This is a genomic window from Blastococcus sp. TF02A-35, from assembly GCF_004571075.1.
Classification (GTDB): domain Bacteria; phylum Actinomycetota; class Actinomycetes; order Mycobacteriales; family Geodermatophilaceae; genus Blastococcus.
Genome location: NZ_SPQP01000014.1, coordinates 48,999 through 62,336, shown reverse-complemented (window position 1 = coordinate 62,336; position 13,338 = coordinate 48,999). Strand labels below are relative to the sequence as shown.

Below are 13,338 nucleotides of genomic sequence, written 5' to 3'. Positions count from 1 at the left end.
TCTCCTCCGGGCGTGCAGCGGGTACCCCAGCATCCTGCACCCCTGCCGTTCGTTCCCCCGATCAGGCGTCTCGGAACGGGAGCGGCCGGTCCGGGGAGCAGAGCGTCGGAGGCGTCCCGCAAGATGGGTGCAGCACGGGAGGTGTGGAGTGACCGAGGTGGTGGGCACGCTGCCCCCGGCGGACCGGCGGAGCGCCTTCGCCAACGCGCCGATGGGCATCGCGTTGACGACCCCGGGCGGCCTCCTCGTGGACGTGAACCCCGCGCTGTCGGCGATGGTGGGCCGGTCGGCCGAGGAGCTGCACGGCCGCTCCGTCATGGACCTGGTCGACCCGGAGGCCGTCGGGGCGGCCCGCGAGGCGCACCTGACGCTGAGCGCCGAGCCGGACCGCCCGATGCGGCACGAGACGCGGCTGGTCCGGGAGGACGGCTCCGCGGTCCCGGTGCAGATCACCGCGTCCTGGGTGGCGGAGACCGGCGACGGCCAGGCGGCCCACCTGGTCCTGATCATCGAGGACATCACGGAGCGGAAGGCGCTGGAGGCGCAGCTGGTCCACCGCTCGCTGCACGACCCGCTCACCGGGCTGCCGAACCGCCTGCTGTTCCACGACCGGCTGCGCCACGCCCTCGACCGCGGGCACCGGGAGAACACCCCGACCTGCGTGCTGGTCATCGACCTCGACGGGTTCAAGAAGATCAACGACGAGCTCGGTCACCCCATGGGCGACCTGGTCCTCGTCTCCTTCGCCGACCGGCTCCGCTCGGTCCTCCGGGCCAGCGACACCGCCGCGCGGCTGGGGGGCGACGAGTTCAGCATCGTCTGCGAGAACACCCAGCGGGCCGACGCCGAGGCGCTGGCCGACCGGCTGCGCACCACGGTCACCGAGCCGCTGGACCTCGACGGCACCCAGGTGCCGGTCGGCATCAGCATCGGGATCGGCACCGCCCGCGGCGGCGAGGCGCCGGACGAGGTGTACGAGCGCCTGGTCCGCGAGGCCGACGACGACATGTACGCCGACAAGGCCCGCCGGCGCCCGGACGCCCGCCGCTGACCCGGCGGCCCCGAGGCGGGGGTCAGGCGGAGTCGGCCCAGCCGGTGACGGTCGGGACGCGGCTGAGCACCGCCGTGACGACCGGGAGCACGCAGGCCATCAGCACGAACGCCGCGACGGCGGCGGCCTCGTCGCCGGGCATGTCCGCCACGGCCGTCAGCAGTGCCGCCGCGAGCACCGCGAGCGCGGCGATCGCCGACCAGAAGAGGACCTTGGTCGACCGGCGCTGCAGCAGGCGCGCACCGCCGACGACCAGACCGACCGCGCAGGGCAGGCCGAGGGCCAGCACCAGCGTGGCGCCGTCGGCGTCACCGGCGAGCACCGCCAGGAGCATGACGAGGGAGCCGAAGGCGGTCAGCCCGCCGGTGACGAAGCCGAACACCGTGGCCGTCGTCGCCGCGCCCGGACGGCCCGGGCCGTGCGGCCAGGCGGCGCCGGGCCACCCGCCGGGCCCGGGGTAGGCCGGCTGGCCGTAGGGCTGGTACGGCTGCCCGTAGTACGGGGGCTGGCCGTACGGGGGCTGGCCGTACTGGGGCTGGCCGTAGTACGGGGATTGGCCGTACTGGGGCTGGCCGTAGTACGGGGGCTGGCCGTACGGGCCCTGCTGCGCCCCCGGGTCCACCGGCGGCTGGCCCCACTGCTGACCGTCCGTCATGCGGCCAGTCTGCCCCGCCGCGCGGGCCGGGACCCACGCCGACACGGCCGCCCTCACCCCTGGGGGCGGGTCACCCGCCGAGGGCCTCCGTGACCACCGCGCGCGCCTCCTCCTGCACCCGGGCGAGGTGCTCGGGGCCGGAGAAGGACTCGGCGTAGACCTTGTAGACGTCCTCGGTGCCGGAGGGGCGCGCGGCGAACCAGGCGTTCTCGGTGACGACCTTGAGCCCGCCGATGGAGGCGTCGTTGCCCGGCGCCCTGGTCAGCTTGGCGACGATCGGCTCGCCGGCCAGCTCGGAGGCACGGACGTCCTCGGGGGAGAGCTTGCCCAGGGCGGCCTTCTGCTCGCGCGTGGCCGGGGCGTCGATGCGGGCGTACGCCGACTCGCCGTGCCGCGCGGTGAGCTCGCCGTGCAGCTGCGAGGGGGACCGGCCCGTCACGGCCTGGATCTCGCTGGCCAGGAGCGCGAGCAGGATGCCGTCCTTGTCCGTCGTCCAGACGCTGCCGTCCCGCCGGAGGAACGAGGCCCCGGCGGACTCCTCGCCACCGAACCCGACCGACCCGTCGAGCAGCCCGGGGACGAACCACTTGAAGCCGACCGGCACCTCCACCAGCCGCCGGCCCATGCCGGCCACCACGCGGTCGATCAGCGAGGAGGAGACCAGCGTCTTGCCGACGGCGACGTCCGCACCCCACGCCGGCCGGTTCCGGAACAGGTAGTCGATGGCGACGGCGAGGAAGTGGTTCGGGTTCATCAGGCCGCCGTCGAGTGTGACGATGCCGTGGCGGTCGGAGTCGGCGTCGTTGCCGGTGGCGATCGCGTAGTCCCCCCGCTTGTCGATCAGCGAGGCCATCGCCGCCGGTGACGAGCAGTCCATGCGGATCTTGCCGTCCCAGTCCAGCGTCATGAACCGCCACGTGGGGTCGACCAGCGGGTTGACGACGGTGAGGTCGAGACGGTGCCGCTCGGCGATCGCGGCCCAGTAGTCGACGCTGGCGCCGCCGAGCGGGTCCGCGCCGATGCGGACCCCGGCCTCGCGGACGGCGTCGAGGTCGAGGACGCTCGGCAGGTCGTCGACGTAGTCGCCGAGGAAGTCGTGCGCCTGCGCCAGGCCGCGCGCGCGGGTGAAGGGGATGCGGCGGACGCCGTCGAGCCCGCTGCGCAGCAGCTCGTTGGCGCGGTCGGCGATGACCTTCGTGGCATCGGTGTCGGCCGGGCCGCCCGACGGCGGGTTGTACTTGAAGCCGCCGTCGCGGGGCGGGTTGTGCGACGGGGTGACGACGATGCCGTCGGCGAGGCCGGTCTGCTTGCCCCGGTTCGCCCGCAGGATGGCGTGGCTGATGGCCGGGGTGGGCGTGTACCGGTCCGCGGCGTCGACCAGGACGGTGACGTCGTTGGCGGCGAGGACCTCCAGGGCACTGGCCCACGCCGGCTCGGAGAGTGCGTGGGTGTCGCGACCGAGGAAGAGCGGGCCGTCGTAGCCCTGCGCCGCGCGGTACTCGCAGATGGCCTGGGTCGTGGCCAGGATGTGCGCCTCGTTGAACGCCGAGTCGAAGGCGGACCCGCGGTGGCCGCTCGTGCCGAAGGAGACCTGCTGGCCGGGGTCGGCCGGGTCCGGCTCGCGCGTGTAGTAGGCCGTGACCAGGGAGGCGACGTCGATCAGGTCGCTGGGCTGGGCGGGCTGTCCGGCACGTCCTTCGCTCATGCCGTTGATCTTGGCTGCCGCGCCGCCGTCGCGCGACCGACGGTCAGACCTTCGGGGGGTGCTCCCGCAGCAGCCGGGCGGGCGCCCGCCGGGCCCACGCCTCCTGCAGCAGCTCGCCGACCAGCTCCGGGGTCGCCGCGGAGAGGTCGACCCGGACGCCGGCGAGCTTCTCGCCCCACCGCAGGAGGCTGCACGGACCGCCCTCGACCGCCCGGGCGGTGGGCTCGTCGAGCATCACGTTGAGCTGGTCGTCGGCCCACTGGGTGGCCAGCACCCGGGTGCCGAGCCGGAAGGCGTTCCGGCCGTGGTGGTCGCCCTCGGTCACCTCCGGCAGGGCGAGGGCGAGGGCGCGGACCTCAGCGGGCGTCACGGCCGCGGCGCACCGCGGTAGCTGCCAACGCTCCAGCTGTTGCCCTCCGGGTCGCGGACTGTGAACTCCTGGCCGCCGTACGGCGGGGACTGCAGCGGCCGGAGGACGTCGGCGCCGGCCGCCTGCACGCGTGCCCACACCGTCTCGACGTCGTCGGTGACGACGTAGGCGCCGGCCGTCCGCGCGGGCCAGTCCCCGTCGTCGCGGACCGAGCCAAGCATCACGCCGCCACCGGGCGGCCAGGCGAGCTCGGCGTGCGCCACCAGGTCGCCGTCGCGGACGACGAGGGTCTCGGTGAAGCCAAGGACGTCGACCAGCCAGCGGACGAGGGCGGGCGCGTCGGTCGCGCGGAAGGCGGGCCAGACCGTGGGCGGGGGAGTCGTCATGAGCCGGAGAGTGCCGCGTCGAGGGCCGTCGTGTCTTGGACGTATCCGAGCTCGGCGGCCAGCCACCGGGTGGGCGGCAGACCGGAGAAGGCCCGCCACTCGCGGGTCAGGTGTGCCTGGTCGGAGAACCCGCAGCGGGCGGCCAGGCCGGCGAGGTCGGCGGGCAGGCCCGCGGTGACGCGACCGGCCAGGGCCCGCCGGGCGCGGTCGAAGCGGACGACCCGCGCCGCCTCCTTGGGGCCCAGCCCCGTCTCGGCGCGGAACCGCTGCTCCAGGTGCCGGGTCGACCAGCCCACCCGGGCAGCGACGTCGGACACCCGCAGCCGGCCGTGCGACGCCGTCGTCAGCCGCCAGGCGCGGGCGACCTCGGCCGGGACGTCGTCGGCGGTGCGCAGCCGGCGCACCAGCGCGGCGTCGAGCGTCGCGAACCGGGCTGCCCAGCCGGCGGAAGCCCGGAGCCGGTCCAGCAGCTCGGCCGCCGCGGGACCGAGCAGGTCCTCCAGGTGCGTGTCCACCGAGGCCAGCGCGCCGGCGGGCACGCCCAGCAGCGCCCGGGCGCCGGCCGGGGTGAGGGAGAGCTGGATGCCGGCCTGCCGGCCGGGGTGGACGATCCGCGCCGGCCGCGTGTGCAGGCCGCCGACCAGCGCGTCGAAGCTGCCCGGCGCCTGCGCGGGGTCGGGGTGGGCGGCCATGACCAGCGGTTCGTCGAGGGTGAGGACCAGCGTCAGCCAGGGGGAGGGCAGACCCAGGTGCTCGCCGGGCGGGAAGCCCTCGTGCGCGTAGCCGACGGCCGCGGCGACGTACGGGCGCAGCGCGGGGTGCGGGCGGTGCACCATCGACTCCTGCCGCATGCCCGCAGGATGGCAGCGGGCGGCTCAGGGCTCCAGGGGTGTCGCTGCCGCTCCGGCTTCCTCCAGCGCCAGCGCCACTGCCTCGAACTCGGCGAGCGCGGCCGTGAGGTCGTCGACGATCTCGCGCGCGATCACCTCGGGCGCCGGAAGGTCGTCCAGGTCCTCCAGGGAGGCGTCCTTCAGCCAGGTGATGTCGAGGTTGGCCTTGTCGCGGGCCATGATCTCGTCGTAGGTGAAGGAGCGGAAGCGCTCGCTCTCGACCCGCTCCGTGCGCGGACGCCCGGGCCGGTACGACTCGACGAACTTGTCGAGGTGGCTGCGCCGGAGCGGGTTCTGCTTGAGCGTGAAGTGCTGGTTGGTTCGCAGGTCGTAGACCCACAGCTTCTCGGTCCACGCATGGTCGGCGGCCGGCTTCTTGTCGAAGAACAGCACGTTCGCCTTGACGCCCTGGGCGTAGAAGATGCCGGTCGGCAGCCGGAGCAGCGTGTGGACCTCGTAGTCCCGCAGCAGCTTCTTGCGGATGGTCTCGCCGGCGCCGCCCTCGAAGAGCACGTTGTCGGGCAGGACCACGGCCGCCCGGCCGGACATCTTCATGATCGTGGCGATGTGCTGCAGGAAGTTGAGCTGCTTGTTCGCCGTGGTGACGACGAAGTCCGCCCGCTCGATCTCCCGGTCCTCGCGCGCCTCACGGCCGTCGGCGCCGACCATCGTGATCGAGCTCTTCCGCCCGAACGGCGGGTTGGAGAGGACGACGGAGTACCGCTGACCCGGGTCGGCGAGCAGCGCGTCCTTCACCTCGATGAGGCTCTGCCCGCTGGGCTTGCCGATGCCGTGCAGGATGAGGTTCATGGCGGCCAGCCGGGCGGTGCCGTCGACCAGCTCGACCCCGTGCGCGAAGGCGTCCCGCAGGTGGTCGCGCTCCTCCGGCGTCATGTCCTGGGCGTGCTTCGAGGCATACTCGTGCGCGGCCAGCAGGAAGCCGCCGGTGCCGGCGGCAGGGTCGATGACCGTGTCCGCCGCCGTCGGCTGCAGGCAGTCGACCATCGCCTGGATCAACGGGCGCGGGGTGAAGTACTGGCCGGCGCCCGACTTGATGTCCTCGGCGCCCTTGGCCAGCAGCGACTCGTACGCATCACCCTTGATGTCCGTGCCCGACGCCGACCAGTTCTCCTTGTCGATCAGGTCGACGACGAGGCGCTTGAGCTTGGCCGGGTCCTGGATCCGGTTCTGCGCCTTGCGGAAGACGACGCCCAGGACGCCGGGCTGACGGGCGAGGTCCTGCAGGATGCGCCGATACAGGTCTTCGAGTTCGTCGCCGTCCGCGTCGAGCAGGAGTTGCCAGGAGCAGTGCGCCGGGACGATGCGCTCGGGCTTGAGCGGCCGGGTCTCGCGCTCGTGGGCCATCTTGAGGAAGAGCAGGTAGGTCAGCTGCTCGGTGTACTCGATGGTGGAGACGCCGTCGTCGCGCAGGACGTTGCAGTAGCTCCACAGCTTGTCGACCAGCCGCCGTGCCTCGGTCACTGCTCTCCCCGCGTCGGCGGGCGCGTTCCCCGCATGCCCTCGATGCTCGCACGCCGCGCGAGCGGCCTCCCCTCAGCGGTCGGCCCGGCGTGGCGGGACGCCTGCGGACCGGCTTCCCATTCATCGACGACGTCTTCTCGTATCCCTTCTGAGCTGGACTTTTCTGTCGTACCCCCCGCCTAGTGTCGGGGTGTCGGCGAGGTCGTCCGGGAAGGGAGCGAGCACGTGTCCGAACTCCGTTCCGCCCTCGACCAGCTGGCTGCCGTCGAGCTCGCCGAGCTGTCGGACGACACACTGCTCGACCTCGTCGGCGAGCTGAGCACCACGGCCAATCGCGTCGCCGCGGCGCTCACCTCGGCCGTGCGCGCCGCCGACCGCCGCGAGGCCTACCGCCGCGACGGCGCGGTCTCCATGAAGGCCTGGCTGCGCGGCAGCTGCCGGATGGCGCCGGAGCAGGCGACGGCGACGGTGTCGACGGGGCGGCGGCTCGAGCAGCTGCCGGAGACGGCGGCCGCGTTCGCTGACGGAGCCATCAGCGCAGCGCACGCCCGGGTCATCACGAAGGCGCTGACGCCGGGGCGGATCGCCAAGGCGGCCGAGGCGGGGATCGACCTCGGCGAGACCGACGCCATCCTGGCCGGTCTGGCCCGCGCGACCGCCCCACACGAGACTGCCCGCGGCGTGAAGGCGTGGGTGGCCGGCGTCGATCCGGACGGCAGCCTCGACGACGCCGCCGACGTCCGCCGGCGGTTCACCATGGCGACCGGCATGGACGGGCGCGTGTACCTGCGCGGGGAGCTGGACGCCGCCGGCGGCGAGTGCCTGCACACCGCTCTCGGCGCCCTGATGAACGGCGACCGCCCCGCCGGCGATCTCCGCTCCCACGCCGAGCGGCAGGGCGACGCGCTGGTCGCGCTGGCACGCGGGGCCCTCGACGGCGGCTCGCTCCCCGCTGTCCGCGGCGAGCGGCCGCACGTGCGGGTGACGATCGACTGGTTCGCGCTGTGCGCAGAGCGTGGGGCCCCGGGCGTCTCGGGCGGTTCCCTCGGCTGGGCCGGTCCGATCAACCCGGAGACGGCGCGGCGGCTGGCCTGCGACGCGAGCGTCGTCCGCATCATCACCGGGCCCAACGGTCTGCCGTTGGACGTCGGCCGCGCTCAGCGGACGGCGAGCGCGGCGATCCGCCGAGCTATCGAGCTCCGCGACGGGCACTGCGTCTTCGCCGGCTGTGACGCCCCGCCGGAGTGGTGCGACGTCCACCACGTCGTCCACTGGGCGCACGGCGGTCCGACCAGCTGCGACAACGGCGCTCTTCTTTGCGAGCGCCACCACACGAGCTGCCACGAGGGCGGCTTCACCATCCGCCGAGATCCCGGCACCGGCCGCTGGCACACGTACCGGCCGGATGGGACGGAAGTCCTCAGCCGGGCCGGCCCCTGACCTCGGCCGTCGCCTTTCGGCGCGGGGGACCGCTCAAGCAGGATCAGGCTGCCAGCCGTCGAAGCTCGGCGTGCCACTGATCTCCATCGACCACGTGACTAACGGCCGCCAATGCCTCTCGATGCCACGGCTGGCCCCAGTGCGGCTGGATGACGGAGACCAGTTGCTGCCGGTCGATCTGCGCATCAGCGAATAGCGCCCGCGCATGGTCGTACGACGCGTTCGGGTCACCGGACGCCAGGGCCTGAACGAACAGTGCAGGCTTACGCGGGGGATCGATCCGACAGGTGACTCGGCGCTGCCCTCCGAATCGGTTCGGCAGTGGGGCGCGCGGAGTGGCCGGTAGCTCCGCGGCGTACACGTCTTTGACCACCCGTTCGGCAAAGGTCAGCTGACGGTCGGGCTTACCCAAAATCTGCAAACCGTCCGCTCGCAAGACAGCCTCAGCGAGTGTTGTCAGTGCAGTCCCGAGCTCATCGGTCGTCGCGTCGCCGGACAACTCGTAAGCGTTGGGCGGTGGCACCACGGATGGGCGCAACGCAAGCGAACGCTGCACTGCCTGCCACCGGCCTTGCAGGCTCGGGCTGCCCAAGTCGACGTTGGCCGTGGCGAGCGCATCCGCTGCCAAGCCTCGGTCGCTGAGGCGATACAGACCTTCAGCCACCGGCTCGACCAAGATCGCAACGCACTCGCCGTTGTGCAGAGCCCACGGCAGCGTCAGTAGACGACCGTCTCCGTACGGCACGTCGATGGCGCTTTCCCTCACGGCGCCCGAGAAGACGGCCGCCAAGTCCAAATCGACATCGATGCTCATGGCGCCTCCTCAGGTGGATCGTCCCAGTTCAGGCCGGAGGTTTCGATCTGGAAGAGTCTTGCCGCCGCGACGAACACCTGATGGTAGGCGTCCGGTGAGACCACCGAGCCAAACGGCACGTCGGGGAACCACTCGGGCGGGTCAGGCATCAGCCGATCGGGCTCGTCGGAGCTGTCCCGCCCCTGCACGTGCGTCCATCTCTTCAAGCGAGGGCCGACGCGGTGGGCACCGTTGACGTCAACGCGACGGCACAGGGAGCCGTTGAGATTGAGGACGACAGTGGGTTCACTCGGTCGCGAAGGCCGTATTTGGATCTCGAGCACGACAGCGCATCCAGGCATGTTCGCCACAAGGCACTCGACCCGGCCACGCCAGGCGCCATTGATTGCTGTCCAAACGACTGGCCCGATGACGAGCGCGTTGGCCCGGCCACTCAACAGATGGCGAGCCTGCGCAATCGAGAATTCACCCCAGGCCGGCACGGCGCTCCGCCAGCCCCTCGCCACGCACCGTGTTGGCGCGGGCCCCAGTCAGCCGCCCCGAGAAGGCAGCCGCGAGGAGGGCCCGGCGGAGCGCCGCTTCTCTTGCCGCCGCGGTCCAAGCTGCTGCCTCAAGGCGGACTGCGCCTTCGGTCAAGACGCCCACGGATCGGATGATCGACTGCTGATCGCCGATCGACGGCAAGGGGAGCTGGATTGCAGCGAGCTGCTTCTGGTTGACCTTATAGATCCCCGCGGTCGTTCGTGCTTGAGATTCGATCTGTCGGCGAACGATAGGTGAGTTCCACACAAGAGAGAGGAACTCCGCGGACATGAGCGTCTCATCGATTCTGACTCTCATCATGGTGTCTGGAAACGCAACAGGCTCGGGTACAGCAGGCACCAGCCCGCCGCCTCCAACGAGGCGGATGCTCCCATTTCCGCGAGCCACCATGAAGTCACCCTGGCGCACGAGGAAGGGGGCTGCCTCCTCCGCGGTCCAGGCCCCCGACTTCCTCTGTCCGAGGTCGACTCGACCGGATTTGAGCGCCGTCAGACGGAGCACGGGGAAGCCCTCGTGGTGCGACGGCACTGACCGACCGTTCGCGATTGGCTGAGACAAGACCTCCGCGAGCTGCACCGTTCTCGCCGAGCTCCGACTGAGTGCCGCCGCCAGTGCGGATGCCGCCAGAGCAGCCGTACGTGCACCCACCGCGGCCACGTAGTCCCGTGCGGCGTCGAGGCGGGAGAGGTGGTCCTCCAGCAGTTCGACGATGCGCTGCTGCTCGGGCAACGGCGGCACGGGCAACGTCAACGCCGCGAGCTTCTTCCGCGAGATTCGCTTCCGCGTTGTACCTGACTGCTGTGCAACCACGCGGGCATGGAATCCGGGGGAGTTGATACCCCACATGACATATGCGGGGTCGATGTCCAGACGTGCGATTCGAAGGATCGCAACGTCTACTGCCGTCACCGCCTCATAGGGCATACCGGAAGGGAACAAGCATGCTCGGCCGATCGGGTCTGGCATTCGGGCGATCAGCACATCACCAGGCTTCAGCAGCGTTCCGCGAACGGCTGCGACCTGATCCGGACGCATCCACCGGTCCGAACGATCCCTGAAGCGGGCGGTACCTACGTCCGCGAGCTGCGTCAACCGGACGGTGCCGGCGGCGTCTTGATCTTTCGATTCAACCCAGTCACCGTCGCTGAACACGCCACCCTCGGCGATCTGAGATAGCGAGAGCTCCCGCCAGCCCGCGGGGACCCCGCTCACGCCGTCAGCTCGCGGTTGAGGTCGGCGAGGTACACGGCCGCCTTGTCGCCGAGGTCGCGGATCAGGCCGTCGACTCCGCCGTGCTCGGTGAAGGGCACGTTGTCCAGGTCGTCCTCCGTGATGCCGGCCGACGCGGCGATCACGTCGGCCATCCGGTCCAGCCACCAGCGCTGGCGCTCGGTGAAGGCCGCTCCGGCCTGCTCCTGCTGCGTCAGCCACGCCCGGTACCGCTCGGTCACCTTCGTGGCGAAGGGCTCGAGGCGGTCGTCGGCCCCCAGAGTGAACCTCACGAGCGACACCAGATCCGTCACCGTGTGCCGGTCGGCGTGGGTGACCTTGCCGACCTCGATCGCCTCGTACGCCGCCCAGATCAGGTCCGGCGTCCAGTTGTGCGGCGGTCGCTTGATCCGGTCGGCCAGCTCGCGGAGCTCGGTGAACGTCACGCTCTTGTCCCCGGGCTGCGAGTACAGCAGCTCCAGCGCCGTGATCTCGCTGCGGTGCTCCTCCAGGTACGCCTTCCACGACGTCACGACGGATCGCGCCTTCGCGGTGTCCACGACACCGCCGGCATCGATCAGCACGTCCGGGGTCACGTCGTCGATCAGCTGGTCGTGCTGGCGGCGCAGCTCCTTGATCCGCTCCCGCAGCTCGGGACGTGACGCCAGCGGCTCCAGCGCCGCATCGAGCAGGTCCTGCACCGCCCCCGCCGGGTCGTCGGGTCGAGCAGCGATCGCCGTGGCCTGCTCATCGGGGTCCACGGCGTGCACGAGCCCCTGGACGATCGACCGCATCGACCCACCGGCCACCTCGTCGAGCTCGGCGCGCTCGGCCGGGGTGAGATCGAGTTCCAGCTTCGCGAGCCGGGACGCCAGCGACGCCGTCTCGTCCTCGTCCAGCTCGTACATCCCGGCCTTGTCCAGCAGCCGGCTGAGCGAGACCGACTTCTTCCGCTCCAGCGGCGTCGCGTCCACGTGCGGGTGCTCCGTGACACCCACGGCGTCCACCAGCACGAACCGGGTCTTGGTCTCCGCGTCCGGCGTCACCAGCTGGAAGTCCGTAGGGGCGATGGTCCGGGACCCGCGGCCCTTTCATCTGCTCGAAGTAGGACGCCGAGCGCACGTCCCGCATGAAGAACACGCACTCCAGCGGCCGGACGTCGGTCCCGGTCGCGATCATGTCCACGGTCACCGCCACACGGAGGGTCGGCGAGGTCCGGAACGCCTTGAGCGCGCCCTTCGGGTCCTTGGCGTTGTAGGTGATCTTCGCTGCGAAGTCGTTCCCCTGGCCGAACACCTCGCGGACCGCCGTCACGACCTCTTCGGCGTGGTTGTCGTCCTTGCAGAAGATCAGCGTCTTCGGCACGGTCGACCGGCCCGGGAAGATCTCGGTGAACAACCGGTCCCGGAAAGTCTCGAGCACCAACCGGATCTGGTTCTTCGCCGTCACCGCCCGGTCCAGTTGGGTCGCGGTGTACGTGACGTCGTCGTCCAAGGACTCGTACCGCTGCACACGCGTCCGGCGGTCGACCTTCGGGATGACGGTGCCCGCCTCGATCGTCGCGCCGGCGTCCGAGATCTGCGTCTTGATCCGGTAGACGTCGAAGTCGACGTTCACATTGTCCGCCACGGACTCGGCGTAGGTGTACTCCGAGACCAGGTTCTGCTGGAAGAAGCCGAACGTCTGCTTCACCGGCGTCGCGGTGAGCCCCACGATGTGCGCGTCGAAGTACTCGAGCACGCCCCGCCAGACGCCGTAGATCGACCGGTGCGCCTCGTCGACGATGACCAGGTCGAAGGCCTCCGGCGGCATCTGCGGGTTGTAGGAGACGTCGACCGGCGCGTCCGGGACGTAGTTGTCCACGCCCGGGTCGTCGACGTCCTCGACCGTCCGGCCCTGCAGCGCGGCGTAGACCCGCTGAATCGTCGAGACCACGATCGACGAGGAGTCCAGCATCCCCGCGCTGGTCAGGGCGTTGACGTTGTAGATCTCGGTCAGCCGCCGGCCGTCGTCGGGCGTGGCGTAGTTCTGGAACTCCGCCAGCGTCTGGCTGCCGAGGTTGTTCCGGTCGACCAGGAAGAGGATCCGCCGGAAGCCGCCGTGCTTGAGCAGCCGGTAGCAGGTGGTGACGGCGGTGTAGGTCTTCCCGGCCCCGGTCGCCATCTGGACCAGCGACCGGCTGTACCGCTGCTCGGCCAGCGACCGCTCGATCCCCTCGATGGCCGTGATCTGCGCCGGTCGCAAGCCCTCCGTGAGGAGCGGCGGCATCGACCGGACCCGCGCGCGCCAGGTGGCTGCAGCGGGATCGGCCTCCGCCTCCCGGATCGTGCGGGCCAGCGTCTCGGGCCGCGGGAAGCTGAACACGCGCCGGGCCCGGGGTACCGGGTCGTAACCGTTGGTGAGGTGCACCTCCGAGCCGGACGCCTCGAACACGAACGGCAGCCGGTCGTCCAGCGTGAGCGCCTTGAGACGCACGGCCGGCGGCAGCCCGGTCGCGTACCGCGCGGACTGCCACTCGACGCCGGACAGCGTCGTCCCCTCCGGCTTGGCCTCGATGACACCGACAGCGCGCTTGTCCACGTAGAGCAGGTAGTCCGCCCGGCCGTGGCCCGGCGCCATGACCGCCTCACGAACCGCGACCCCGGGGAACGACAGGTTGGCCTTGTTCCGGTCCTGGACCTCCCAGCCGGCGGCACGCAGCTGGCGGTCGATCAGCACGCGCGCCCGCTGCTCAGCGGCGAGCTGGGTGATGTCCCCCGTGTTCTCCATGGCCCTGGGGACGATAGGACTTGA

General features: G+C 71.4%; 13 protein-coding genes. 2 read left to right on the top strand and 11 right to left on the bottom strand.

What is annotated here, in order from left to right; translation table 11 throughout:
• Positions 1–148 precede the first annotated feature (148 nt).
• Positions 149–1,051, top strand: a complete 903-nt coding sequence (locus E4P43_RS09105) for a diguanylate cyclase (RefSeq protein ID WP_245159030.1) — start codon at positions 149–151, stop codon at positions 1,049–1,051.
• Positions 1,052–1,073: 22 nt separating this feature from the next.
• Here E4P43_RS09105 and E4P43_RS09100 read toward each other — a convergent pair whose 3' ends face one another.
• The 6 genes from E4P43_RS09100 to E4P43_RS09075 all read right to left on the bottom strand — a co-directional run bounded on the left by E4P43_RS09100 (position 1,074) and on the right by E4P43_RS09075 (position 6,539).
• The gene (locus E4P43_RS09100; protein ID WP_135145134.1) at positions 1,074–1,706 is read right to left on the bottom strand and encodes a hypothetical protein; all 633 of its coding nucleotides are present in this window, start codon (positions 1,704–1,706) and stop codon (positions 1,074–1,076) included.
• Between the two features lie 70 nt (positions 1,707–1,776).
• Positions 1,777–3,411: a phosphoglucomutase (alpha-D-glucose-1,6-bisphosphate-dependent) gene (gene pgm / locus E4P43_RS09095; RefSeq protein ID WP_135145133.1), complete on the bottom strand. Its 1,635-nt coding sequence runs from the start codon at positions 3,409–3,411 to the stop codon at positions 1,777–1,779.
• Positions 3,412–3,454: 43 nt separating this feature from the next.
• Positions 3,455–3,781 carry a hypothetical protein gene (locus E4P43_RS09090; RefSeq protein ID WP_135145132.1) on the bottom strand — a complete coding sequence of 109 codons (327 nt, stop codon included), beginning with the start codon at positions 3,779–3,781 and terminating at the stop codon, positions 3,455–3,457.
• Positions 3,778–4,167: a VOC family protein gene (locus E4P43_RS09085; RefSeq protein ID WP_135145131.1), complete on the bottom strand. Its 390-nt coding sequence runs from the start codon at positions 4,165–4,167 to the stop codon at positions 3,778–3,780. Before E4P43_RS09085 ends, E4P43_RS09090 begins: the two co-directional genes overlap by 4 nt.
• Positions 4,164–5,018: an AraC family transcriptional regulator gene (locus E4P43_RS09080; RefSeq protein WP_135145130.1), complete on the bottom strand. Its 855-nt coding sequence runs from the start codon at positions 5,016–5,018 to the stop codon at positions 4,164–4,166. Before E4P43_RS09080 ends, E4P43_RS09085 begins: the two co-directional genes overlap by 4 nt.
• Before the next feature lie 24 nt (positions 5,019–5,042).
• Complete coding sequence (locus tag E4P43_RS09075; RefSeq protein ID WP_135145129.1) at positions 5,043–6,539, bottom strand: class I SAM-dependent DNA methyltransferase; 1,497 nt, start codon at positions 6,537–6,539, stop codon at positions 5,043–5,045.
• Positions 6,540–6,764: 225 nt separating this feature from the next.
• On the opposite strand from E4P43_RS09075, the gene E4P43_RS09070 reads away from it, so the two are divergent.
• Positions 6,765–7,979, top strand: a complete 1,215-nt coding sequence (locus E4P43_RS09070) for an HNH endonuclease signature motif containing protein (RefSeq protein ID WP_135145128.1) — start codon at positions 6,765–6,767, stop codon at positions 7,977–7,979.
• 43 nt (positions 7,980–8,022) lie between these two features.
• Here the strand turns inward: E4P43_RS09070 and E4P43_RS09065 are convergent, their stop codons facing one another.
• The 5 genes from E4P43_RS09065 to E4P43_RS09050 all read right to left on the bottom strand — a co-directional run bounded on the left by E4P43_RS09065 (position 8,023) and on the right by E4P43_RS09050 (position 13,314).
• A complete protein-coding gene (locus E4P43_RS09065; protein WP_135145127.1) occupies positions 8,023–8,793 on the bottom strand; it encodes a hypothetical protein in 771 nt (256 codons plus the stop codon).
• Positions 8,790–8,942 (bottom strand): hypothetical protein, encoded by a 153-nt coding sequence (locus E4P43_RS19885; protein WP_167759132.1) that lies wholly within the window; start codon positions 8,940–8,942, stop codon positions 8,790–8,792. Before E4P43_RS19885 ends, E4P43_RS09065 begins: the two co-directional genes overlap by 4 nt.
• A 316-nt stretch (positions 8,943–9,258) precedes the next feature.
• Positions 9,259–10,548, bottom strand: a complete 1,290-nt coding sequence (locus E4P43_RS09060) for a restriction endonuclease subunit S (RefSeq protein WP_135145126.1) — start codon at positions 10,546–10,548, stop codon at positions 9,259–9,261.
• Positions 10,545–11,339 (bottom strand): type I restriction-modification enzyme R subunit C-terminal domain-containing protein, encoded by a 795-nt coding sequence (locus tag E4P43_RS09055; protein ID WP_135145125.1) that lies wholly within the window; start codon positions 11,337–11,339, stop codon positions 10,545–10,547. The genes E4P43_RS09060 and E4P43_RS09055 overlap by 4 nt, the downstream gene beginning before the upstream one ends.
• Positions 11,293–13,314 (bottom strand): DEAD/DEAH box helicase family protein, encoded by a 2,022-nt coding sequence (locus tag E4P43_RS09050; RefSeq protein ID WP_135145124.1) that lies wholly within the window; start codon positions 13,312–13,314, stop codon positions 11,293–11,295. The genes E4P43_RS09055 and E4P43_RS09050 overlap by 47 nt, the downstream gene beginning before the upstream one ends.
• Positions 13,315–13,338: the final 24 nt, after the last annotated feature.

Bases quoted from the DNA above. Each gene is read 5' to 3' on its own strand.
- E4P43_RS09100 (WP_135145134.1), bottom strand. From the start codon at position 1,706: ATGACGGACGGTCAGCAGTGGGGCCAGCCGCCGGTGGACCCGGGGGCG.
- pgm (WP_135145133.1), bottom strand. From the start codon at position 3,411: ATGAGCGAAGGACGTGCCGGACAGCCCGCCCAGCCCAGCGACCTGATC.
- E4P43_RS09085 (WP_135145131.1), bottom strand. From the start codon at position 4,167: ATGACGACTCCCCCGCCCACGGTCTGGCCCGCCTTCCGCGCGACCGAC.
- E4P43_RS09080 (WP_135145130.1), bottom strand. From the start codon at position 5,018: ATGCGGCAGGAGTCGATGGTGCACCGCCCGCACCCCGCGCTGCGCCCG.
- E4P43_RS09065 (WP_135145127.1), bottom strand. From the start codon at position 8,793: ATGAGCATCGATGTCGATTTGGACTTGGCGGCCGTCTTCTCGGGCGCC.
- E4P43_RS19885 (WP_167759132.1), bottom strand. From the start codon at position 8,942: ATGCCTGACCCGCCCGAGTGGTTCCCCGACGTGCCGTTTGGCTCGGTG.
- E4P43_RS09055 (WP_135145125.1), bottom strand. From the start codon at position 11,339: ATGCGGTCGATCGTCCAGGGGCTCGTGCACGCCGTGGACCCCGATGAG.
- E4P43_RS09050 (WP_135145124.1), bottom strand. From the start codon at position 13,314: ATGGAGAACACGGGGGACATCACCCAGCTCGCCGCTGAGCAGCGGGCG.